The sequence below is a fragment of the Limnobaculum zhutongyuii genome, from assembly GCF_004295645.1.
Classification (GTDB): Bacteria; Pseudomonadota; Gammaproteobacteria; order Enterobacterales; family Enterobacteriaceae; genus Limnobaculum; species Limnobaculum zhutongyuii.
Genome location: NZ_CP034752.1, coordinates 2,781,896 through 2,805,803 on the forward strand (window position 1 = coordinate 2,781,896; position 23,908 = coordinate 2,805,803).

The 23,908-nt window shown below is 46.6% G+C and carries 20 protein-coding genes and 1 pseudogene; 6 read left to right on the forward strand and 15 right to left on the reverse strand.

Features of this window, described 5'->3' with window-relative positions; all coding sequences use genetic code 11:
- Positions 1–78: 78 nt before the first annotated feature.
- Positions 79–2,853 carry a two-component sensor histidine kinase BarA gene (gene barA / locus EKN56_RS12350; RefSeq protein ID WP_130592052.1) on the forward strand — a complete coding sequence of 925 codons (2,775 nt, stop codon included), beginning with the start codon at positions 79–81 and terminating at the stop codon, positions 2,851–2,853.
- Positions 2,854–2,941: 88 nt separating this feature from the next.
- Here barA and pdxJ read toward each other — a convergent pair whose 3' ends face one another.
- From pdxJ to lepA, 7 genes and pseudogenes are all read right to left on the reverse strand, one after another.
- A complete protein-coding gene (pdxJ, locus tag EKN56_RS12355) occupies positions 2,942–3,673 on the reverse strand; it encodes a pyridoxine 5'-phosphate synthase (RefSeq protein WP_130592053.1) in 732 nt (243 codons plus the stop codon).
- Positions 3,674–3,887: 214 nt separating this feature from the next.
- Positions 3,888–4,627, reverse strand: a pseudogene (gene recO / locus EKN56_RS12360) (DNA repair protein RecO).
- 11 nt (positions 4,628–4,638) lie between these two features.
- Positions 4,639–5,565, reverse strand: a complete 927-nt coding sequence (gene era / locus EKN56_RS12365) for a GTPase Era (RefSeq protein ID WP_130592054.1) — start codon at positions 5,563–5,565, stop codon at positions 4,639–4,641.
- A gap of 540 nt (positions 5,566–6,105) precedes the next feature.
- Positions 6,106–6,666 (reverse strand): hypothetical protein, encoded by a 561-nt coding sequence (locus EKN56_RS12370; RefSeq protein WP_130592055.1) that lies wholly within the window; start codon positions 6,664–6,666, stop codon positions 6,106–6,108.
- An 82-nt stretch (positions 6,667–6,748) separates the two neighbouring features.
- Positions 6,749–7,429 (reverse strand): ribonuclease III, encoded by a 681-nt coding sequence (gene rnc / locus EKN56_RS12375; protein WP_130592056.1) that lies wholly within the window; start codon positions 7,427–7,429, stop codon positions 6,749–6,751.
- A gap of 162 nt (positions 7,430–7,591) precedes the next feature.
- A complete protein-coding gene (gene lepB, locus EKN56_RS12380; RefSeq protein ID WP_130592057.1) occupies positions 7,592–8,581 on the reverse strand; it encodes a signal peptidase I in 990 nt (329 codons plus the stop codon).
- A gap of 16 nt (positions 8,582–8,597) precedes the next feature.
- Positions 8,598–10,412 (reverse strand): translation elongation factor 4, encoded by a 1,815-nt coding sequence (gene lepA / locus EKN56_RS12385; RefSeq protein WP_130592058.1) that lies wholly within the window; start codon positions 10,410–10,412, stop codon positions 8,598–8,600.
- A 383-nt stretch (positions 10,413–10,795) separates the two neighbouring features.
- Here lepA and bhsA point away from each other — a divergent pair, with 383 nt between their 5' ends.
- Entirely contained in the window at positions 10,796–11,056 is a 261-nt protein-coding gene (gene bhsA / locus EKN56_RS12390; protein ID WP_130592059.1) for a multiple stress resistance protein BhsA, read from the forward strand.
- A 120-nt stretch (positions 11,057–11,176) separates the two neighbouring features.
- Here bhsA and rseC read toward each other — a convergent pair whose 3' ends face one another.
- The 5 genes from rseC to trmN form a co-directional block, all read right to left on the reverse strand.
- The gene (gene rseC / locus EKN56_RS12395; protein WP_130592060.1) at positions 11,177–11,632 is read right to left on the reverse strand and encodes a SoxR-reducing system protein RseC; all 456 of its coding nucleotides are present in this window, start codon (positions 11,630–11,632) and stop codon (positions 11,177–11,179) included.
- Positions 11,633–11,641: 9 nt separating this feature from the next.
- Positions 11,642–12,592 carry a sigma-E factor regulatory protein RseB gene (gene rseB / locus EKN56_RS12400; RefSeq protein ID WP_130592061.1) on the reverse strand — a complete coding sequence of 317 codons (951 nt, stop codon included), beginning with the start codon at positions 12,590–12,592 and terminating at the stop codon, positions 11,642–11,644.
- Between the two features lie 3 nt (positions 12,593–12,595).
- Positions 12,596–13,228: an anti-sigma-E factor RseA gene (gene rseA / locus EKN56_RS12405; RefSeq protein WP_130592062.1), complete on the reverse strand. Its 633-nt coding sequence runs from the start codon at positions 13,226–13,228 to the stop codon at positions 12,596–12,598.
- A gap of 47 nt (positions 13,229–13,275) precedes the next feature.
- A complete protein-coding gene (gene rpoE, locus EKN56_RS12410; protein WP_108900045.1) occupies positions 13,276–13,851 on the reverse strand; it encodes an RNA polymerase sigma factor RpoE in 576 nt (191 codons plus the stop codon).
- Positions 13,852–14,179: 328 nt separating this feature from the next.
- Positions 14,180–14,926: a tRNA(1)(Val) (adenine(37)-N(6))-methyltransferase TrmN gene (gene trmN, locus EKN56_RS12415; RefSeq protein ID WP_130592063.1), complete on the reverse strand. Its 747-nt coding sequence runs from the start codon at positions 14,924–14,926 to the stop codon at positions 14,180–14,182.
- Between the two features lie 195 nt (positions 14,927–15,121).
- Between trmN and srmB the strand changes: the two genes are divergently transcribed.
- Positions 15,122–16,462 (forward strand): ATP-dependent RNA helicase SrmB, encoded by a 1,341-nt coding sequence (gene srmB / locus EKN56_RS12420; protein ID WP_130592064.1) that lies wholly within the window; start codon positions 15,122–15,124, stop codon positions 16,460–16,462.
- 713 nt (positions 16,463–17,175) lie between these two features.
- Here the strand turns inward: srmB and grcA are convergent.
- Entirely contained in the window at positions 17,176–17,559 is a 384-nt protein-coding gene (grcA, locus tag EKN56_RS12425) for an autonomous glycyl radical cofactor GrcA (protein ID WP_130592065.1), read from the reverse strand.
- Between the two features lie 389 nt (positions 17,560–17,948).
- On the opposite strand from grcA, the gene ung reads away from it, so the two are divergent.
- Positions 17,949–18,626: a uracil-DNA glycosylase gene (gene ung / locus EKN56_RS12430; RefSeq protein ID WP_130592066.1), complete on the forward strand. Its 678-nt coding sequence runs from the start codon at positions 17,949–17,951 to the stop codon at positions 18,624–18,626.
- Between the two features lie 68 nt (positions 18,627–18,694).
- Here ung and EKN56_RS12435 read toward each other — a convergent pair whose 3' ends face one another.
- Positions 18,695–20,089 (reverse strand): cytochrome c peroxidase, encoded by a 1,395-nt coding sequence (locus EKN56_RS12435; protein ID WP_130592067.1) that lies wholly within the window; start codon positions 20,087–20,089, stop codon positions 18,695–18,697.
- A gap of 342 nt (positions 20,090–20,431) precedes the next feature.
- On the reverse strand, positions 20,432–21,013 hold the full coding sequence (grpE, locus tag EKN56_RS12440; protein WP_130592068.1) for a nucleotide exchange factor GrpE: 582 nt from the start codon (positions 21,011–21,013) through the stop codon (positions 20,432–20,434).
- Between the two features lie 125 nt (positions 21,014–21,138).
- Between grpE and nadK the strand changes: the two genes are divergently transcribed.
- Positions 21,139–22,020 (forward strand): NAD(+) kinase, encoded by an 882-nt coding sequence (gene nadK / locus EKN56_RS12445; protein ID WP_130592069.1) that lies wholly within the window; start codon positions 21,139–21,141, stop codon positions 22,018–22,020.
- A gap of 85 nt (positions 22,021–22,105) precedes the next feature.
- Positions 22,106–23,767 (forward strand): DNA repair protein RecN, encoded by a 1,662-nt coding sequence (recN, locus tag EKN56_RS12450; protein WP_130592070.1) that lies wholly within the window; start codon positions 22,106–22,108, stop codon positions 23,765–23,767.
- Positions 23,768–23,908 lie beyond the last annotated feature (141 nt).

Sequence of the window (23,908 nt, forward strand, 5' to 3'; positions counted from 1 at the left end):
AGTTTATTACTATCTATACAATCGGGTACGTCACTGAGTCGCTAATTGTCACATATTGTCGTCCCATATTGGAACCTTATGACCAAATACAGCCTTCGGGCCCGCATGATGATACTGATCCTTGCCCCCACCCTATTAATCGGGCTTCTGATCAGTACCTTTTTCGTGGTTCACCGCTATAACGAGCTACAGGATCAACTGGTTGATTCCGGCTCCAGCATCATCGAACCTCTTGCCATCGCCAGTGAATATGGCATGACGTTCAGTAACCGCGAAGGCGTTCGTCAATTGGTCAGTATGTTACACCGACGCCACTCAAATATCGTGCGTTCTATTGCTGTTTTTGACACTCAAAATCACTTATTAGTGACTTCTAACTTCCATCAAAATTATACCTTATTACAGCTGCCCAAGGGGGCGGCAATTCCGGATGATTTAACCGTCACGACCAAAGGGGACTCACTGATCCTCAGAACCCCGATCGTTTCGGAAAATCAGCTACCGGATATGGATGTCAGCCTGGAACCCGGCCACAGCACGCTGGGCTACATTGCCATTGAGCTGGATTTACGTACCGTTCGACTACAGCAATATAAAGAAATTTTCGTTGCCACCCTGCTACTCAGCCTCTGTTTATGTATTGCCATGCTGTTTGCCTATCGCCTGATGCGTGATGTCACCGGGCCAATCCGCAACATGGTTAACACCGTAGACCGTATTCGTCGCGGTCAGTTAGATAGCCGGGTTGAGGGGTATATGCTGGGCGAGTTGGATATGCTGAAGAACGGCATAAACTCAATGGCCATGTCCCTTGCTGCCTATCATGAAGAGATGCAGCAAAATATCGATCAGGCAACCTCTGACCTGCGGGAAACGCTGGAACAGATGGAGATCCAAAACGTAGAACTGGATCTGGCCAAAAAACGCGCGCAGGAAGCGGCCCGAATTAAATCTGAGTTCCTGGCGAATATGTCTCATGAGCTTCGAACCCCGCTTAACGGTGTGATTGGTTTCACTCGCCAAACCCTGAAAACATCGCTAACGCCAACGCAAACCGATTACCTGCAAACCATTGAACGTTCAGCAAACAACCTGTTAAACATCATTAATGATGTGCTGGACTTCTCCAAGCTGGAAGCCGGCAAACTGGTGTTAGAACATATTCCATTCTCACTGCGGGATACGGTAGATGAAACCGCGATTTTACTGGCACACAGCGCCCATGAGAAATCTCTGGAACTGACGCTGAACATCAACAACGATGTGCCGGACAACATCGTAGGTGATCCATTACGCTTACAGCAAGTGATCATGAACCTGCTGGGAAATGCCATCAAATTCACCGAACAGGGCAATATTGATATCAATATTGAACTGCGTATGCTGCATGAAAACAGTGCTGATATTGAGATTCAGGTGCACGACACCGGCATTGGTATTTCTGAACGCCAGCAATCTCAGCTGTTCCAGGCTTTCCGTCAGGCAGACGCGAGTATTTCCCGTCGTCATGGTGGTACCGGCCTGGGGCTGGTGATTACTCAGCGTTTGGTGAAGGAGATGGGTGGAGATATCTGTTTCCACAGCCAGCTACATAAAGGTTCAACCTTCTGGTTCCATATTAATCTGGAGCTAAGCGACCGCTCTATTTTGGGTGATGGTCGCCATCTGACCAAACTGTCAGGTCAACGAATTCTGTATGTGGAAGCGAACCCGGCTGCAACTCAGGCTACATTAAATATCTTCCAGTCAGAACCGGTAGAAGTTATTCATTATGATAATTTCGATCAAATCCCGGAGAAACATCAGCAATACGATATCGTTCTGCATGGCGTACCAATTGCTACTGATGATATTGATAAATACACCAATGGCGTAATGAAACAGGCGCTATCGCTTTCTGAACGTTTGATTCTGGCGATTCCAAATCAGCCTCATATGGATGCGGAAACCCTGAAACAAGCCGGGGCACAAGCCTGCCTGTTTAAACCACTTTCTCGCAATCGACTGTTTAATGCGCTACTGGCGGCGCAGTCATTACCCGAACCACAAGTATCAGAGAAAACTCATCACTTGCCACTCAACGTGATGGCCGTTGATGATAATCCGGCAAACCTAAAACTGATTGGCGTACTACTGGAAGATCTGGTGTCTAACGTCATTCTTTGCCACAGCGGTGAAGAAGCGATTGCACAGGCGAAAAAACACGATCTGGATATTATCCTGATGGATATTCAGATGCCGGAAATTGACGGTATCAAAGCCGCTGAGTTAATCCGTAAGCTACCAAACCATATCACTACGCCGATTGTTGCTGTCACCGCCCACGCGGCTATTGGTGAGCGGGAACGCCTGATGAATGCGGGGATGGATGATTATCTGGCTAAGCCAATAAACGAAGATATGCTGTTTAATGTGTTAAAAACTCAATGCCGCATTCCATTAAGTATTCAGACTAAAGAACCGCTCATTCCGGTAAGCCATGTGGAAACCCGACCGGTTAGCGTAGCCTCAACATCGCTGGACTGGGAGCTGGCGCTGCGTCAGGCAGCAAACAAAGAAGATTTAGCCCGAGACCTGCTAACAATATTGGTCGATTTCCTGTCTGAAGTTGAAGAACGGGTTCAGGCAGTACTGGACGGTAATAAAGACGATGACATCGTTAATATCATCCACAAACTGCACGGAAGCTGTAGCTACAGCGGCGTACCACGTCTGAAACAACTCTGTCAGTATCTGGAAAGCCAACTGCGTAACGGAACGCCAGCGGAAGATCTGGAACCGGAATGGATGGAACTGTTGGATGAATTCGAAAACGTCAGAAGAGAAGCGGTTGATTTTATCAAAACGGAGTAAGTGATAATTTAACGATTGCTCTGTTATTCTGCCTCTGTCGCCCCGTTAATCACGGGGCGATGTGGTTTTGGCCGTTATAAAAGCAGAACTACTTTCTTGCTGCCAGCATCAAGGCCTTCATATCCGCCACTGCCGCATGCAACCCTGACATTACCGCCCGACCAATAATGGCATGTCCAATATTCAATTCATAAATTTCAGGCAGTGCTGCGATTGCCTGAACATTATGGTAGGTCAATCCGTGCCCGGCATTCACATGCAGACCTTTGCCGGCGGCATAAGTGGCTGCCTGAGCAATGCGCAGCAGTTCTGCTTCACGCTCCAGTTCGTTTTCTGCATCAGCATAACGACCGGTATGGATTTCAATAAAAGTGGCACCTACTGCTACAGCGGCATCAATTTGACGATGGTCTGCATCAATAAACAGTGATACAGCAATACCGGCTTCCACCAGACGCCCAACCGCCACGGTCATTTTATCAATTTGACCGGCCACATCTAACCCACCATCAGTGGTCACTTCCTGACGTTTTTCCGGAACCAGACAGCAGAATGCTGGTTTGATTTCACAGGCAATATTCACCATCTCATCGGTTACCGCCATTTCCAGATTCATACGGGTTTGAATGGTCTGGTTAAGCAGCTTAACATCCCGATCGGTAATATGACGGCGGTCTTCCCGCAGGTGAATAGTAATACCATCGGCTCCTGCCTGTTCGGCGATAAACGCGGCCTGAACCGGATCCGGATATTGAGTACCACGGGCATTACGTAACGTTGCGATATGGTCGATATTGACGCCTAACAATAAATCCGACATGACTCCACCTTAAAAGTTAATGAATGCCTTTCCGACACCAGAAGTTGACATTTTTCATTTTCCAATCGTTTTTAATCACCATCCTGTGTGATATAGCGCCTGATGTTCTGAATGGACTAAAAAATCTGTTCCATTCTTTTACCGGATTTAATCAAAAAAGAAAATGAAATCAGGAATTTTAACTGCTGAACAAGGTGTAAACCTTTAACGATTACTATTCATCAACAGGTAAGGTCGAGTCTGAGGCGGGTTTTTTAATGGTAAATTGTCGAAACAGCTCGCGGCTTTTCAGCGGCTTGCCCCCTAAATAGGGTTTCAGTGCGATGCGGGTAAAACGTTTGGCGGCTTTAAGCGTGTCAACATCGGGAAACTCCCGATTGGCCAAAGCCTGTAAATCACGGCCGGTAAAAGAGAAGTGGTCCACCACCAGACTGGCAATAAACCCTTTTTCTGCCCGATAGCGGTAAGTCATCTGCTCAGTGACAGGTTCACCGCTGCCAGCGCAGTGTAAAAAATCAATGCCGTATCCCAAATGGCCCAGCAGAGCGAGTTCAAAACGGCGAAGGATGCGTTCAGGTGAACCAGAGACACCAGCAAGCGATTGAATACATTCTAAATAATCGAAAAACAGCGAGGAGTATGGCGTTTCGGCTTCCAGTACCCTATCCAGCACTTCATTAACGTAAAGGCCGCTGTACAGCGTCAGGCCAGAAAGCGGTAACGAGAGGGAAACGGCTTCAGCGGCGCGTAACGTTTTAACACCACCTTTCCCCCCCAGCGAACTAAAAGAGGCGTAAAAGGCTGCAAGCAGCCTTTTAAATGTGAACGGCGACCGCGGGCACCTTTGGCTAACAACTTTATTCTGCCGTGACTTTCTGTAAACAGATCCAGTAGCAAACTGGTTTCACTGTAAGGTCGTCCGTGCAGAACAAAAGCCCGTTGCCAGCCGTCAATCATGCTTACCTTCAGAGGTCGTCGGTGTATCCCAGACTGCGCAATGCTCGTTCATCATCCGCCCAGCCTGATTTCACTTTCACCCAAAGCTCCAGATGAACTTTGGCTTCGAACATCTCTTCCATGTCGTGACGGGCTTCAATACCAATCGTTTTGATTTTTTGGCCTTTATTGCCAATAACCATCTTCTTCTGGCCTTCACGCTCAACCAGAATCAAACCATTAATGTCATAGCCGCCACGCTCATTGGTCACAAAACGTTCAATCTCTACCGTGACCGAATAAGGCAGTTCCTCACCCAGAAAACGCATCAGCTTCTCACGAATAATTTCAGAGGCCATAAAGCGCTGAGAGCGATCGGTAATGTAATCTTCAGGGAAGTGGTGTTCCGCTTCCGGTAGCAGTTTACGCACGATACCGGCGATAGTATCAAGATTCATGTTCTTCTCTGCGGAGATAGGAACAATATCCATAAAGTTCATCTGCTGGCTCAGGAAAGCCATGTGCGGCAGCAGCGCTTCTTTATCGGTAACGTTATCTACTTTGTTGATAGCCAGAATAACCGGGCATTTTAAGCTGCGCAGCTTATTCACCACCATCTCATCATCGGGTGTCCAGTGTGTACCTTCCACCACAAAGATCACCAGCTCGACATCACCAATCGAGCTACTGGCAGCCCGGTTCATCAGACGGTTGATGGCGCGTTTTTCTTCAATATGTAACCCCGGGGTATCCACATAAATTGCCTGATAAGGCCCTTCGGTGTGAATTCCCATAATACGGTGACGCGTGGTTTGCGCTTTACGTGAAGTAATCGATACCTTCTGACCTAAAAGCTGATTCAGCAATGTTGATTTACCAACGTTAGGGCGGCCCACGATAGCAATAAAGCCACAGTATTGCTTATCCGTATCGGTTAATTGATTATCTGTTGTCATTCCAATCCTAAATATAACGAATTATTTATTCATTAAAATCAATCAACTAATTTTTATGCGTTGATTCTAATGTATTTGCTAATAAGCAGACGTGAGCGTGGTTGATCTTTGCTCAGCGGTTTTCGTTGTGAATGTGGGTAATATTAGCATTGATTGGGGTGGTTTGATATCAGATGCTATGTGGAGGTTGATTAAGTTATAAGGTTACCGGGGCTGTAAAAGTAGTTCTGGTGTAAGTTTCGACCACTAATAGTATTGTGTTCTAATAATCCTCAGTGTGCGTGGCCGAGTCAAGGGGGCTGGCGAGCCCCCTTAACAATCCCGCGCTTTCGCCCCCGAATCCAGGTCGCCTATGGCGACTTCCCTTCGCCTTCACTCGGGCTTACGCACCGGCGCAGAGCCGCTCCAGACATCGCTGCGCCTCGCCGAACATCCATGTTCGCCGTGCTACCCTCTTTCAGTTGTCGGCTGAATTCCAGCGCTCAAATAAAAAGATCAAAAGATAAAATCTAAGGGCTAAAGGGTCGTTACCTTTATTAACTACAGTCGTCCAAGGCCGGTCGCTACTGTGGCGATAATCCCAACTAACGTTAAGCTGCTACCGATAATGATGATGGGAACCAGTGCACCGAGTACGATTGGGCGAGTGTAAGGGGCGACCTCTAATTTAAATTCGGAGCGAATCTTCTCTGGAGTGGTACAGGTAACCTGATATTTTCCGGGCCTGTCACACTGAAAATAGCCTAAAGGAAGTGATTTATTGCCACGCATATCTGTACGCCGTACGGTAAATAGATTAAAACGGCCAAAGGGAGTGTATTCGATACTTTGTGCAGAACTGCGTTCTTTAACGGAGAATTTGGCGGAAAAATGAGCCACACCGATAATAAACTTTAGCGGAGGTATAACCACCGAGATCACATAACGTCCCGGTTCTGAAAGTTCGATCTCTTCTCCCGGTTCAGGCGCGACCTCAAAAACATAGCGAGTTTTAGGTGAAATGATTTTTCGTGCTCGAACAATGGCGATCGCCAGAATTGCACTACCAGCGATAAAACAAATAGGGGCAAGAAAATAAAGAAATGGGAGTAGTATGCTCATCGCTTATCAATCCGTTGATAAAACACCAGCAAAGAAGTTTAGCTAATGCGCTCATCCGATTAAAATGAGCGCACCGTATCGATTATTCCAGGCCCAAATGTTTAAGCGCCTGTTCTGCCGCAGCCTGCTCTGCCTTACGGCGGCTGGAACCAATGCCAATAATCGCATCGTCAATGCCACTCACCTGACAGTGAATGGTAAATTCCTGATCGTGGGCTTCACCCTTCACTTGCGTGACTAAGTAGCTTGGTAACGGTAAGTGGCGCCCTTGCAAAAACTCTTGCAGACGGGTTTTAGGATCTTTTTGTTTATCGCCCGGGCTGATCTCATCTAAACGACTCTGATACCAGGCCAGAATCAATTGCTGAACTCGGTGAATATCGCTATCGAGATAAACCGCACCGATTAACGCTTCTACCGTATCGGCTAAAATGGATTCACGACGGAAACCACCGCTTTTCAATTCACCCGGCCCCAGACGCAAACATTCACCTAAATCGAACTCACGTCCCATTTCAGCCAGCGTATTGCCTCGAACCAGCGTTGCACGCATACGGCTCATATCGCCTTCATCAACCCGAGGAAAGCGCTGATATAGTGCATCAGCAATAACAAAACTCAAAATTGAATCGCCCAAAAACTCCAGACGTTCATTATGTTTACTGCTGGCACTTCGATGTGTCAGAGCTTGCTGTAAAAGCGATTGCTGTTGAAACGTATAACCCAGCTTTCGCTGTAGCCTCTCAATGATGATGGGGTTCATGCATTACCAACAAATTGTTCCAAACGAGAAAAAATAACGGCCTAGCTTAACGGTTATCCAGCTAAAGCACTACTATGTTATGGCGAGATGATAAAAAAATCCGGATCTAAGGGGTTCTAAATCCGGACTATTTACATCTGAGACAGTATAACTTAGAACGGATTAGTGAATTCCGCCAATACGGCTAAAACGAATACCGGTTGGCCACTCACCTTCTTGCTTCTCAAAGCTCATCCAGATCCCTGTTGCTTTACCAACAAAGTTCTCTTCCGGTACAAAACCCCAGAAACGGCTGTCCGCACTGTTGTCGCGGTTATCACCCATCATGAAGTATTTGCCTTCCGGTACAATCCAGGTATTAGCCGGAGCGCCTGGTTGCTGATAATAATCACTCGCGCTGTTCGCTACGCCAGGAATCATTAACGTCTGGTGAAATTCATTACCCAATTTTTCGTTACGTTCAACCATATACACGCCGCGTAAACCTTCAGCACGTTCTGCTTCGGTTTTAGTATCGAAGAAGCGAGTGGTCATCTGGTTGGCACCACCGGCCGAAGGTTCAAAGCCAATAAACCAGCTGCTTTTCTCCAAATCAGAATACTCAAGCTCAGCGGCTGGCTTACACTCTTTCCCCGTAGGACAGGCCGGAGTGATAGTTAACTTCTTCGAGTTTGGATCGAAATGAATGGTATCTCCCGGCAACCCGACAACACGCTTAATATAATCAATATTCTTATCCAGAGGATATTTGAATACCGCAATATCACCACGCTGCGGCGTACCGGTTTTAATCAGTGTCGTCTGGGTAATCGGATCTTTAACGCCATAAGCGTACTTTTCCACCAGAATAAAATCACCGATCAGCAGCGTTGGCATCATGGAACCGGATGGAATCTGAAAAGGCTCATATAAAAAAGAGCGCAACACAAATACCACGGCCAGTACGGGAAACACAGAAACACAGCTTTCAATCCAGCCTGGTTGTCTGGCCACTCTGGCCAGCGCTTTACCATCAATCTTTCCGTCGGTCTCAACCCTGAGGGCTTCAATCTTAATGCGTCGCGCAGGCGCCCACTTAAAGCGGTCCAGACACCAGATGATTCCCGTCACCAGTGTGGCCACAGCTAAAATTAAGGCAAACATATTCGCCATGCGAACTCCTTATTACTTATTTACCAACGTGAAGAATAGCCAGGAACGCTTCCTGAGGAACTTCGACGTTCCCCACTTGCTTCATGCGCTTCTTACCATCTTTCTGTTTCTGCAATAGCTTTTTCTTACGGCTCACGTCGCCACCGTAACATTTGGCCAATACGTTCTTACGTAACTGCTTGACCGTTGAACGGGCAATCACGTGGTTACCAATAGCGGCCTGAATCGCGATATCAAACTGCTGGCGTGGAATTAATTCACGCATTTTTTCTACCAGATCGCGACCGCGGTTTTGTGAATTATCCCGGTGAGTGATCAATGCTAAAGCATCCACTCGATCGCCGTTAATCAACACGTCTACCCGCACCATGTCAGAAGTCTGGAAGCGTTTAAAACCATAATCCAGTGAAGCATAACCACGAGAGGTAGACTTCAGGCGATCGAAGAAATCCAGAACCACTTCAGCCATCGGGATATCATAGCTCAGAGCAACCTGATTGCCGTGATACACCATATTGGTCTGCACGCCACGCTTCTCAATACACAGCGTGATGACATTACCCAGAAACTCCTGAGGTAATAACATATGGCACTCCGCGATAGGCTCACGCAGCTCTTCAATATTGTTCAACGGCGGCAATTTAGACGGGCTGTCGACATAAACCGTCTCACCAGTCGTGGTGATCACTTCATATACCACCGTTGGTGCGGTAGTAATCAGGTCAAGATCGTATTCGCGCTCCAGACGTTCCTGAATGATCTCCATATGCAGCAGGCCCAGGAAACCACAGCGGAAGCCAAAGCCCAGCGCCGTTGAGTTTTCTGGTTCATAAAACAGAGACGCATCATTCAGGCTCAATTTGCCCAATGCATCACGGAACGCTTCATAGTCATCAGAACTGATCGGGAACAGACCTGCATATACCTGAGGCTTAACTTTTTTAAAGCCCGGCAGCACTTTTTCTGCTGGCTTATGCGCATTGGTCAGGGTATCCCCTACCGGTGCGCCAAGAATATCTTTAATGGCACAAACTACCCAGCCTACTTCGCCGCAGCCAAGGGCTTCGGTATCTATCCGTTTCGGTGTAAATATACCTAAGCGATCCACGCCATAAGTTTGGCCGGTACTCATCACTTTGATCTTATCGTTTTTACGCAGTACGCCATTTTTAATACGCACCAGCGACACAACGCCAAGATAGTTATCAAACCAAGAATCGATGATCAGCGCCTGTAAAGGCTCATCTGCCGAACCTGACGGTGGCGGAATATCGCGAACTAGGCGCTCCAGTACGTCAGGCACACCCATACCGGTTTTAGCCGAACAGCGAACGGCATCGGTCGCGTCGATTCCAACAATATCTTCAATTTCCTGAGCCGCACGATCGGGATCCGCAGCCGGTAAATCGATTTTATTCAGAACCGGAACCACTTCCAGATCCATTTCAATCGCGGTGTAGCAGTTTGCCAGCGTTTGGGCTTCTACCCCTTGTCCGGCATCAACCACCAGCAACGCACCTTCACAAGCCGCCAGTGAACGCGATACTTCATAAGAGAAGTCAACGTGCCCCGGGGTATCGATAAAGTTCAACTGATAGGTTTGACCATCCTGTGACTTATAATCCAACGTCACGCTTTGCGCTTTAATGGTAATGCCACGCTCCCGCTCCAGATCCATAGAATCCAGAACCTGTGCCGCCATTTCACGATCGCTCAACCCGCCACAAATTTGAATAATACGGTCGGACAACGTCGACTTACCGTGGTCAATGTGGGCGATGATCGAAAAGTTTCTTATATTCTTATTTGCTATACTTTTATTATCAGTCATTTACCTAGATCCGGCTGATACAGAAACCCACTGATGCAAGGAATATATTGCCAATCCCCACACAGCAAAAATTAACTTAATCTCTAAACTGGCGGACATTCTACACGTCACTATGACTAAAACATAGCAACATACGCTATCTGCTAACCAGTTAACTGCTGCTGTAACTGTTTTTTTCCGATGAATTATTACTGAAATCTGTCATCGCGTTAAATTGAAAAAAAATGAAACTTCAGATGTAAAACATCACGTGCTTATAAATTCAAATAAATTGAACAAGTAAATCAATTCTCTCCGCTATTCATTTAGAGTAACTCATCTAGAATGTGTGTTACCGAAAGACAACAATCTTTCAACATTTTAACTAACTGGAGTTACCCACTATGAAAAGCATCAAATTTATTGCTACTGCCGCTATCCTGACTACTTTGTCTTTCAGCACTTTCGCTGCTGAACAAGTGACTCGCACTCAAACAGAAAATTTGGATAAGATTGGTACTGTTTCTGCCAGCGATGCGCGTTCTTTATCCGCATTGGAAAGTAAACTGGCAGCTAAAGCTGATGCGATGGGTGCAAGTCATTATTATATTAACTCTGCATCTACCAGCGAAAACATCCACGGTACTGCGATCATTTATAAATAAGTCAGATACGCTTTCATCATCCTATCTTCCTGAATCAATCACTCCGCCCCGCGGGGTGATTTTTCTATTGTGTTATTGAGAATAGATAAAAACGGCAAGAACGCAGGAATTCGGTGAAATTTAATTCCCGGTTTGACTAACAGCAGGAATACCTATCTGCAATATAATCGGGTGAACTGATGCATTAGTCGCAAACCTGGCGGCATAAAAACGCGCAATAGCAAAACCACCAACACCCCCAATGACGGCCCCGATAATCGCAGCAATATCGCTTTCCAACCAATAATAAAACAGCCCGGAACACAATAGAAGGCCGAACAGAGGCACCATATACACTAACAGTGCAGATAGCAGTACACCGGCTTCAGGGATTCCCAGTTCAACACGCTGTCCTGGTAATAAGGGTTGCTCAACCGCAATTTGCAAATCGTGAATAACCTGAGGCCCTAACTTATTCAATACACGGGTACCACAGGAAGCTTTTGACTGACAGCTACTGCAACCCGCCTGCTGTTCACAGCGTAAAGTCGCAATGCCCTGTTGCCAGTCGATGACGGTCGCCCACTCACGTAACATTTATCAGCCTTAATTCACAACGACGCTGGTAGCAACACGTTTGGCTGTAGCCGGAGGTAATTCACCAATCACCGTAATTTCTACATTATTACGGATTTCAGTATGAATAGTTCTACGCCCCTGACGTAACGAATGTTCGCTGGACTGACCCTGATAATTATTCGGGGACACATTCAAAGAGAAACTGAATAAACCATCAGAATAGAGTCGGGATTCCACTACGCTATTTTTCGCATCAGAAACCGTATGACGACTGCGTGAGGATTCGGAAAAACCTTGAGGTAACCAGCCCACACTCCAGCGCATGGTTAGTTTATCACCGGGAGGAACGGCTAACAGCGGTGGCATAACCGGCATTGAAAAGTTGGCCATTTTCGCTTTTACGCTATCACCATCACTAAAAGCCACTACGCGAAACTGCTCCAGCGTGTCGCCATCCCGATCGAGTAAATCAGTACGCAGAGGCAACTTAGTTTCAGTATCTAACCAAACGACATAGCTATAGCGTAACCCATCGCGCGGCACGACCCGCACAACATCACAAATACGATTAGCAATACGTGACCGTCCCACCGGAACAAAATCATAGTTTTGTTCTAAGCGATCAATATCGGCAAATACCAGAGAGGGTAATGAGTCAACAATATGGTCACCGCGAATGCTAAAAGGCTCCATGCCGGGCTCAAAGTAACTCACTTCGATACCGCGCAGTATTGCCTCCCGCTGAGGTCCATCCATATTAATTAGCTGAACCAGTGGTTTACCATTTTGTATAGAGTGTCTGTACTGCAGGGATTCAATGCCAACTTTGCTAACGTTCACATAAGAGAACTCATAGCTTAAAGTCTGACTGGCATTAGTCATTTGCTGCAATAAAACTTCTGTTGGATTCGGTGCGGAAACCGCAGCCAGGGGGAGTCCCCCCAGCAAACTACAAACAATAAACGCGATTGGTTTCATCGACTACTGAGTTAACCCTGTTGACGCAGAATTACTGGTTTTTGCACTGGTATCAGCCCTTGGTGCGATTTTCAGCTGTTCCGCGTGTAAACGTCGTTGTAATTCGTAGTCCTGCAGCATGGCGTTAATACGTTTACGCTGCTCCAGAACCTGTTGATTAGTATTCTGAGCGCCTTCCGTTGCCACATCAAAACTAACTGGTGATGCCTGCCCGCCTAACGGAATAGTATTAAATACCGGAGCGTCTGGCGTACTGTCAGAACCCTGTTGGTTATATTGTTGAACACCAACAATCACCGCCAGAGACACACAGGCTGCTACACCAATTTGCCCAACCTGAGCAAACCATGGGCGAACCTTGTGCCAGAACGGCATCTTCTGCCAGGTTGCCGGATGAGGCTGTGATACCACCGGTTTATCAACACCAGATAACGCTGGTTCCAGCGCCAGTGCGGCGGCGACTTTGTCTGCTATATCGAAATGAACCACTTCGCCGATATCTCCACGCAGAGTATCGCGAATCAGGTGGTAGCGATGCCAGCTTTGCTGAAGCGTTCTATCTTGGGACAGTCCATTGATAACCATGTTATCAATGCTTTCTCCATCCATCAGAGCGGAAAGCTTTTCTTTTTGCATGCCTAATACCCTTTCTCTTACAACATCCTGGAAGTCAGATACAAATACTATCGCTGTATCAGTGGTTGTACTTTATTATCAATTGCTTCACGGGCCCGGAATATTCTTGATCTTACTGTTCCTACCGGGCAATCCATGATTTCTGCAATCTCTTCATAGCTTAAACCATCGATTTCACGCAGGGTGATTGCCATCTTTAAATCTTCAGGCAATGACTCGATAGTTCCAAAAACGATACGTCTCAGTTCTTCTGACAACATTAAGTTCTCAGGGTTCGAAATTTCTTTTAATGCACCTGCATTTTCGAAGTTTTCTGCATCGCCGGCATCCACATCACTTGAGGGAGGACGGCGCCCCTGAGCCACTAAATAATTTTTCGCGGTATTTACTGCTATTCGGTATAACCAGGTATAAAAAGCGCTGTCACCACGAAAAGACTCCAACGCTCTGTAGGCCTTAATAAAGGATTCCTGCGCCACATCGGCGACATCCGCCTGTGGTACATAGCGGGAAACAAGGCCCGCAACTTTATTCTGGTAACGAACGACCAGAATATTAAATGCGTTTTTATCGCCCTTTTGGACCCGTTCAACCAACACCTGGTCGGTTAACTGCTCGCTCATTCGAGGTAAAGTCTCCTCAACTATCTCGATGCGTTTCGTGCTGCCAAACTTATTGTTGTACTAATTTGAGCAAGCAACCTCTTAGAGACGCTGTTGAATGATTAGTTCCCAACATCTCACGCGTAATTGTATCGTTAGCTGGTTTTTCAACCAATCTGCCTGTTATTTTGTCGTTCCGGAGCTCCCATCAGGCGCATGGCGTCAGGATATTTAGCCAATACGCTGCTGTTTCCGGCCTGATTCGGTGTAGGCTAACATGATTTTCCATTTTCAGCCTCACTCTATACAAAAGATTGCATTAATTCATCACGCAATTTTTATATATTTTTCAGAGAGCAAGATAAAAATCTTTGGCTAACTGCTTAAATGCTTCGGTGTAATCTTTTCTACCCGGTTGATGCGTCACCAACTTCTGTTCATCGCAAATCAGTGGTGTTTTGGATAACTCAAGTAGCACAATATACGGTGCTTTATCCGGAACATCACAAACCCAGGTACGACGTGCAACAAACCATCCCATCGCCAACGCCTGTTTTTCCAGCTGTTCACCAGAGGCGCAGGGTAACATCACCGAGAATCGCCCCTGTGGCGTCAGCAATTTATCAACATACATTAATAAATTCTGATGGTTAAGAATATGGGTATAACGCGCTTTAGCCCTGGATTCATCGCGGCAATCCGTTCCCTCCGGGAAATAAGGAGGATTACTGATGATTAAATCATAGCCGCTATCTGCTATTTCAGCATAATCAGCAATATCCTGATGAAATACCCGGATACGCTGATGCCACGGAGAAGCCTGAACATTCTCTTGCGCTTGCTGACAGGCGGCAAGATCAATCTCAACCGCATCAATCATAACCTGCTGTTCGCTACGTTGCGCCAGCATCAGTGCTAATAATCCGGTTCCGGTACCAATATCCAGAACGCGTCGACCTGAACCTACATGAGTCCAGGCGCCCAAAATAACGCCGTCCGTCGTGACCTTCATTCCACAGCGATCATGACCGACAAAAAATTGCTTAAATGTGAAACCACCGCGGCGAAGTAAAGGTTTCTCACTGCTCTGTTTCATCGTAACCTGCATAAATAGCCCATACGCTTTTATGGCCAATACAGAGAATTACACTGTATTTTGCCAATAATTTCACTCATCAATAATGCCAGATGAATTCTAACTGAAAACGAAGATAAATGCCTGATGTCAACAATAACAGATGAAGATCCTGCCCAATACATCTATAATCGGCGCCCCAAGCAGAGGTAGACCATGACAGTATTAGACTTTTCCGCACTCGATCTCGACCAGCCGTTGCTGGATGCATTAAGTGACAAGGGCTATGAGCGCCCAACCGCCATTCAAGCCGCGGCTATTCCGGCTGCAATGGATGGACGTGACGTACTGGGTTCCGCACCGACGGGAACCGGTAAAACTGCGGCATTCCTGCTGCCCGCACTTCAGCACCTGCTCGATTATCCGCGCAAAAAGTCCGGCCCACCGCGCATTCTGATCCTGACGCCAACCCGAGAGCTGGCAATGCAGGTAGCAGAACAGGCGCGTGAACTGGCGGCCCATACTCATCTGGACATTGCGACTATTACCGGCGGTGTGGCTTATATGAATCACGCTGAAGTGTTCAGCGAGAATCAGGATATTGTAGTCGCGACTACCGGTCGCCTGCTGCAATATATTAAAGAAGAGAATTTTGACTGTCGTGCGGTAGAAACGCTAATCCTTGATGAAGCAGACCGTATGTTAGACATGGGTTTTGCTCAGGACATCGAACGCATCGCAGCCGAGACCCGCTGGCGTAAACAAACGTTGCTGTTTTCTGCCACCCTGGAAGGGGAAGCGATTCGTGATTTCGCTGAGCGTCTGTTAAACGATCCGGTAGAAATTGAAGCAGACCCTTCACGCCGCGAACGTAAAAAAATTCATCAGTGGTATTATCGTGCTGATGATATTAAACATAAAACCGCCCTGCTTTGCCATTTGCTGAAACAGCCCGATATACATAAAGCCATTATCTTCGTGCGTAAACGTGAACGTTTGCATGAGCTGGTAACCTGGCTGCGTGATGCCGGTATTACCTGTTTCTATCTTGAAGGTGAAATGGTACAGGCGAAACGTAATGAAGCGATTAAACGCCTGCAGGATGGAACCGTTAACGTACTGGTAGCCACCGATGTCGCCGCTCGCGGTCTGGATATTCTGGACATCAGTCACGTCTTCAACTTTGACTTACCGCGCACTGCCGACACCTACCTGCACCGTATTGGCCGCACCGGCCGTGCAGGTAAAAAAGGTATCGCTATTTCTCTGGTGGAATCTCACGACCATCTGTTGCTGGGTAAAATCGAACGCTATCTTCAGGAACCACTGAAAATGCGCGTGATTGATGAATTACGCCCAACCAGCAAAGCCCCGGGACCAACCAACGGCCGCAAGCAATCCAAGAGAGCTAAAGAAAAAGCGGCAGAAAAGAAAAAAGAGAAAAATAAAGAAAAGGTCAAAGTAAAAGTCCGCCATCGGGACAGTAAAAACGTAGGTAAACGGCGTAAGCCAGCCAATGAGCCCGCCTCTCCGGATACACCTACTGATAAAGCATAATGAAATAACGGCTCCCTTCGGAGCCGTTATCTTTTGAAGCCCTTAGCCCTTAGCCCTTAGCCCTTAGCCCTTAGCCCTTAGCCCTTAGCCCTTAGCCCTTAGCCCTTAGCCCTTAGCCCTTAGCCCTTAGCCCTTAGCCCTTAGCCCTTAGCCCTTAGCCCTTAGCCCTTAGCCCTTAGCCCTTAGCCCTTCAAGTTAAAGCATCCGAATGTTGCCGAAGGAAGCAAAAAAATAGCACGACACGCAGGGATGCGGGTCGAGGCGCAGCGACGTCGGACAAAATTGCAGGAGCAATTTTGAACAGCACAAAGTGCTGGCCCAAAGGGCCGAGCCTCATGGATGAGGCGAGTACTCCGGCTCTGCGCCGGTGCGTCATTTTTTTTGCTGACTGAGGTTGCCGCCGCAACGCGGCGGTCAACAGTCGGCTGCGCAGGCGCGGGGAGTGCAGAGGGGCGTTCGCCCCAACGTCCCTCTGCTCGACGCAAACTCCACTGCAGAGATAAACACCGCACTTAAAGCGGCGAAATTTACACTGAACCAAACATTCAAACAGCAAGACTATGTAGAAGCCGTTCGCCCCAATACCCGACGCAGACACCACCGCCGAAATAAACACAACACCCAAAGCAGCGAAACTTACACTGCAACTATCCGCCTAAAAACAATAAAAAAAGGCCGCTGTTCCCAGCGGCCCTTCAAAAAACAACTACCTACTACAGACTTTCAGTGAAAGTACGAGTAATAACATCACGCTGTTGTTCCGGAGTCAGTGAGTTAAAACGCACTGCATAGCCAGATACACGAATCGTCAGCTGTGGGTATTTCTCCGGGTTCTTAACCGCATCTTCCAGAGTATCACGGCTCAGTACGTTAACGTTCAGGTGTTGACCACCTTCTACACGTACGGTTGGCTTAACTTCCATTGGAACTTCGCGGTATTCGATTTTGCCCAGTTGGCTAACAGGAACAACCTGATCTTCTGAATAATCAGCTTTTGCACAAACACAACGTGCTTCAGCAGTTTCATCATCCAACAACCAGAAAGAGTTCAGAAGCGCAGAGTTATCAGCTTTAGTAATTTGGATACCAGTAATCATTTGGTGCCTCCATCAGTATTTTAAATTTAAGTTCCCCCTAATCTTTTGGGGTAACAATATCGAATTCATTCAGTCGTAACATTAGTGATACAAAACTAACATTATTTTTCATCTTATATATCAGTGATACTGTTAACATTCTTTGATTAAAATCAATTTTAAAATCATACCAAAAATTACATTTTGGTCAGTTTTTTGTTTTATATCAATTTTTGTCAGTTTTTAACATTTAATTATTTTTGTAAATTTTCAACTTTTTTTATAACCACCGTCGATTCATTGCCTGAAAGTGCGATTAAAAGATCATAATCGTCATCGCCTTGCTGTATTATTCAGCGATAACTTTTTCTTAGCGCTCGATAGACCATTCAAAAGAAAGGAGATCCTTTATGAGCGACAAACTGACATGGCACGATGTTATTGGTCAGGAAAAACAGCAGCCCTACTTTCAGGACACCCTCAAGTTTGTCGCTTGTGAAAGAGCGGCTGGAAAAGTGATCTACCCTCCACAAAAAGATGTTTTCAATGCGTTCAGTTCAACAGAGTTGGCAGACATCAAAGTGGTGATACTGGGTCAGGATCCTTATCACGGCCCTAATCAGGCACACGGTCTGTCATTTTCAGTATTACCGGGAATCCAACCACCGCCGTCACTGGTCAATATGTATAAAGAACTTATGACCGATATTCCCGGTTTTCAACGCCCAAACCATGGTTATTTGCAAAGCTGGGCGGAACAAGGGGTGATGTTACTTAATACCGTACTCACCGTTGAGGCTGGTAAAGCGCACTCCCATGCCAGTTTAGGTTGGGAAACGTTTACCGATAAGGTGATTGCATCTATCAACGAACATCGTGATGGAATTGTCTTTATGTTATGGGGTTCTCATGCGCAAAAGAAAGGACGGATTATCGACCGTCAACGCCATCACGTACTGACAGCACCTCACCCATCCCCTTTATCTGCTCATCGCGGTTTCCTTGGCTGTAAGCACTTCTCTCAGGCGAATACATTGTTAGAACAGCAAGGTTTAACACCTATTCGCTGGCAATTAGATAACCTTTAATTTTCTGTCTGACGCAAAAAAATAACCGCGCTATTTAGCGCGGTTATACATGGTAACGTCAGTCAATATTAAAGCTTAGTTGGTTGATCCAGCTTATATTCACCGGTAGTAGACTTCAGAAACTCAACGATATCGTCTACATCTTTCTCTGGCAGATTAACTTCTAACTGGTACTTAAGCATCATCTCAACCGCCCCTTTCAGGGTGTCCATACTGCCGTCATGCAGATATGGCGCCGTCAGTTCGATGTTTCTCAGCGTTGGCACCTTAAAGCGGTTGCGGTCACGTTCAAAGGTAGTGAAGTTGAAACGGCCCTGATCCACATCAGTAATACTACCGCGAGCAGCGAAGTAGTCTTCTTTCAGGCCCATCATTTCAAACGACTGACCACCCAGGTTTTTACCTACGTGACAGGTTCCACACTTGTTGTCTTTAAACAGTTGGAAGCCGCGCTTCTGCTGAGCAGTCAATGCACTATCATCACCCTTCATAAAGCGGTCAAATGCACTGTTTGGCGTTACCAGGGTCTTTTCAAACTCAGCAATAGCATCAGTGATAGTATCTGCGCTGAAACCCTGCGGATAAACTTCAGTAAATGCCGCGGTCAGAGCCGGATCCTGAGACAGTTTGCCAATGATTTGATCCCAGGATTCTGAGCCCATTTCAATTGGGTTAAGCGGTGGTCCACCCGCTTGCTCTTGCAGGTTTTTCGCACGGCCATCCCAGAACTGCTCAACGTTATATACCGAGTTAAATACGGTTGGTGCGTTGATTGGTCCAATTGAACCATTGATACCTTTTGACGTAATCAGATTATCAACACCGCCGCCGTCTAACTTATGACAAGTTTCACATGACAGTGAGTTGTCACCGGATAAACGGTTGTCATGATAAAGGATGGAACCCATGGCCACTTTCTTTGGATCCGTTGGCATAGGTGCTGGTAATGGTTGAACGACTTCGTTTTTAAAGGCCGGACTTACACCTTCAGTCACGTAGTATTTAGAACGCTGATCTTGTGCCCACGCCAGAATAGCTGCTTTGTCTTCTGCCGTTACGCCACCACTCCAGTGCACCGCCGTATAGCGGCTAGGAGGCATGATCTCGTCCTGAATAGCACGTTCAATTTTAGCCAAATCAGACTCTGGTGCCGCCGTATTATTAACCAGGCTGTCCATGGTGGCCTGCAGGTTAAAGTGTACATAGCCCATCTTCACATCATGTTCCATCAATTGCTTGGCAATTGGGAATGACGCATAGAAAGGCATATCGGCATTAGCGGTATGGCAATATTCGCAACCGCGCTGATAAAAAATTTCCCTTACGTGTGCATCACCTTTCGGTGCCGCGGTGGCAATTAAACGCTCGCTTCGCTTAGCGTCATAATTGTAGATATAGGCTGCCGTCCCCAGATAACCGACTATGCCTAAAGCACAAGCTCCTACGATTAGCTTCTTTATCATAGTTCCCTCACATTCTTCTCTGTCTTATTGGAATGTCATGAGAAAATCCTACCTCATGATGAAAATCGCTTGGATTATCTCTGGTAAGGGAAATATCAAATTGATACTGATCAAGTATCACGGGCGGTCTTACCTATCATTAGAATAGGCTCTAGCTATTAATGGGTATTTAGTAAGGTATAACTGATGGAAAATGGAAGGAAAAACAGAAAATAGAAGTTAACTTAATGAATAATAATGAAAATTCAAAAATGTGAGATAAGACCTGTTTTAGACTCTTATCTCACATTAATCATAACGCTAATTATTATCAAGCTTCATTAGCATTAATTTTTATACCAGCTATTTAGAAACCGCGACCATGGCCGGACGAATCAGACGACCATTTAGGGTATAACCTTTTTGCATCACCATCATTACGTGGTTTGGTGCATGGTCAGCAGACTCCATCATCGTCATTGCCTGATGCAGCTCAGGGTTGAACGGAACATTAACCTCTTCCACCACTTCTACGCCAAATTTACGTACTGCATTCAACAGTGATTTCAGGGTCAGATCTACACCTTCCACCAGAGCAGCAAAATCCGGGTTCTCTTGATCGGCAGAGGCCAGAGCACGCTCCAGGTTATCAATGACCGGAAGCAACTCAATAGAGAATTTCTCCAGAGCAAATTTATGTGCTTTTTCCACATCCTGCTCTGCGCGACGACGAACGTTTTCAACTTCGGCACGAACGCGTAAAATATTCTCGCGCTCCTGCTGTTGAGCCTGAGCCAGTTGAGCTTCCAGGTTAGCAATTTGCTCAAAAAATTGAGTATTTATGACTGACTCTGCGGCTTGTTCTGCGCCTTCCACTTGCTGGTGCTCGTTTAATGTCTCATCCAAGACTTGCTCATTAGGGGTGTTTTGTTCTTTACTACTCATGTAAATCTCCGCAGTTTGGCATTACGCTCACTTGTTCGCTTATATTATGGGGATGAAAATTGACGAATCAAGGAAGTCATTCATATTGTATGGATGCTATTGTCGCATCTGACAGGAAAAATTAAATGAATAATAACAAGTTCAGTTGCATTGGGTTAGTCGGACACCCACGTCATCCTTCAGCACTAGCGACACACAAGACACTATACCATTGGCTAAAGAGCAACGGTTATACCGTTATTGTAGAGCAACAAATAGCAAACGACCTGAAACTGGAAGATATGACCACTGGCAGCCTGTCAGAAATTGGTCAACAGGCCGACCTGGCCGTGGTGATTGGCGGTGACGGAAATATGTTGGGGGCAGCCCGGGTTCTCTCGCGCTATGATATTAAAGTGATTGGGGTTAACCGTGGCAATCTCGGTTTTCTTACCGACCTTAATCCAGATAATCTGCACCAGCAACTTTCTGAAGTGCTTGCCGGAGAGTACATCACCGAAAAACGCTTTTTACTGGAAGCTCAGTTGCATCGCGCAGGCCAGCCAACCCGTCTTAGCACCGCCATTAACGAAGTGGTGCTGCATCCGGGGAAAGTCGCCCATATGATCGAGTTTGAAGTGTATATAGACAATAACTTTGCCTTCTCGCAACGTTCTGATGGTCTGATCATTTCAACCCCTACCGGTTCTACCGCTTACTCCCTGTCCGCCGGTGGCCCTATTCTGACACCAACGCTGGATGCCATTGCTCTGGTACCGATGTTCCCACACACTCTAACCTCCAGACCGCTGGTTATCAGTAGTAACAGCGTTATTCATCTGAAGTTCTCTCACTATAGTCGTGACCTGGAAATCAGCTGTGACAGCCAGATAGCCCTACCAATCCAAAAAGATGAAGAAGTGATCATCAAACGCAGTGAGGCTCATCTCAATTTAATTCATCCTAAAAACTACAGCTACTACAATACATTAAGTACAAAATTAGGATGGTCTAAAAAATTATTCTGAAAAATCAGCTATCCCTCTTTACTGTATATAAAACCATATTATACTGTATGTAACTACAGTTATTAGGTTATACAGGAAGATAATCATGCTGGCACAGTTAACCATTAGTAATTTTGCCATTGTTCGCGAACTGGAAATTGATTTTCAGTCAGGTATGACTGCCATTACCGGTGAAACCGGTGCCGGTAAGTCTATTGCTATTGATGCATTAGGCTTATGTCTGGGTAGCCGTTCTGAAGCGGCAATGGTACGTAATGGCGCCAATCGGGCCGATATCTGTGCCCGCTTCTCCCTGAAAGATACCCCGGCAGCTCGCCAGTGGCTGGAAGATAATCAGTTAGACGATCAGCACGAGTGCCTGCTACGCCGGGTGATCAGTGCCGATGGTCGTTCCCGTGGTTTTATTAACGGTACCGCCGTTCCCGTTTCGCAACTGCGTGAACTGGGCCAGCTACTGATTCAAATTCATGGTCAACATGCGCACCAGCTCCTGCTAAAACCTGAACACCAAAAACACCTGCTGGATGCTTATATGCATCAGACTGAGCTGGCTACTGAGATGCAACGGGCATATCAATGCTGGCATCAGAGCTGTGCGCAACTGGCTCTGTTCCAACAGCAGAGCCTTGAACATGAGTCTCGCCAGCAGCTATTACAATATCAACTGAAAGAGCTGAATGAGTTTGCTCCTCAGGCCGGTGAATATGAGCAGATAGATGAAGAGTACAAGCGTCTGGCTAACAGTGGTCAGTTGCTTTCACTCAGTCAGGATGCCTTACAGGTACTGGCTGAAAATGAAGAGCAGAACGTACTCAGCCTGCTGAATCATGCCAAACATAGCCTGCAAGAGCTTTCCTCTATCGATGAAAAAATGGCTGGCCTGTTGACCATGCTGGAGGAGGCCTCTATTCAGGTTAGCGAAACCAGCGAAGAGCTTCGCCATTATTCAGAGCGAATGGATATGGATCCGGTACGCCTGTATGAACTGGAACAGCGCCTGTCCCGTCAATTAGCTTTAGCACGTAAGCATCATATTGCACCAGAGCAACTGCCCGAACTTCACCAGCAACTGTTGGATGAACAACAGCAAATTAACCGTCAGGGCGATGGCTACGAAGCATTGACCGAAGCGGTTGCTCAGCATCACAAACAAGCACTGGAAGTGGCTAAACGTTTGCATGTTCAACGTGCTCACTATGCGGCAGAGCTCTCTACCATGATAACTGACAGTATGCACTCGCTGGCCATGCCGCACGGCCAATTGGTTATTGATGTGGAATGGCAACCAGAACATCTGAACACTGAAGGTGCGGATCGGGTTGATTTCCGGGTCAGCACTAACCCGGGGCAACCGTTACAGGGCCTGTCTAAAGTAGCGTCTGGTGGTGAACTGTCACGTATTGCTTTAGCGGTTCAGGTGATTACCGCACAGAAAATGGATACCCCGGCGCTAATATTCGATGAAGTGGATGTCGGTATCAGCGGACCAACCGCCGCTATCGTCGGCAAACTGCTGCGTCAGTTAGGTGAATCGACTCAGGTTATGTGCGTTACGCACTTACCGCAGGTTGCTGGTAATGGTCACCAGCACTTCTATGTCAGCAAGCAAACCGATGGGGAAGAGACTGAAACCCAAATGCTACTGCTGGACAAAAATGCCCGTCTGCAAGAACTGGCTCGCTTACTGGGCGGCAGTGAAATCACCCGTAATACCCTTGCTAACGCCAAAGAGCTTCTGGCCGCCTGATAGTTATGCGAACGTTGAATAAGCGTTAAGCGATAGTAACCGCCGATAAAAAGAGCCACATTAACAACAAAAGTTTTAATGTGGCTCAACTTTTTGTGATAATTGGGGTCGAATCAACACATATCTGAAGCATAAGAACAG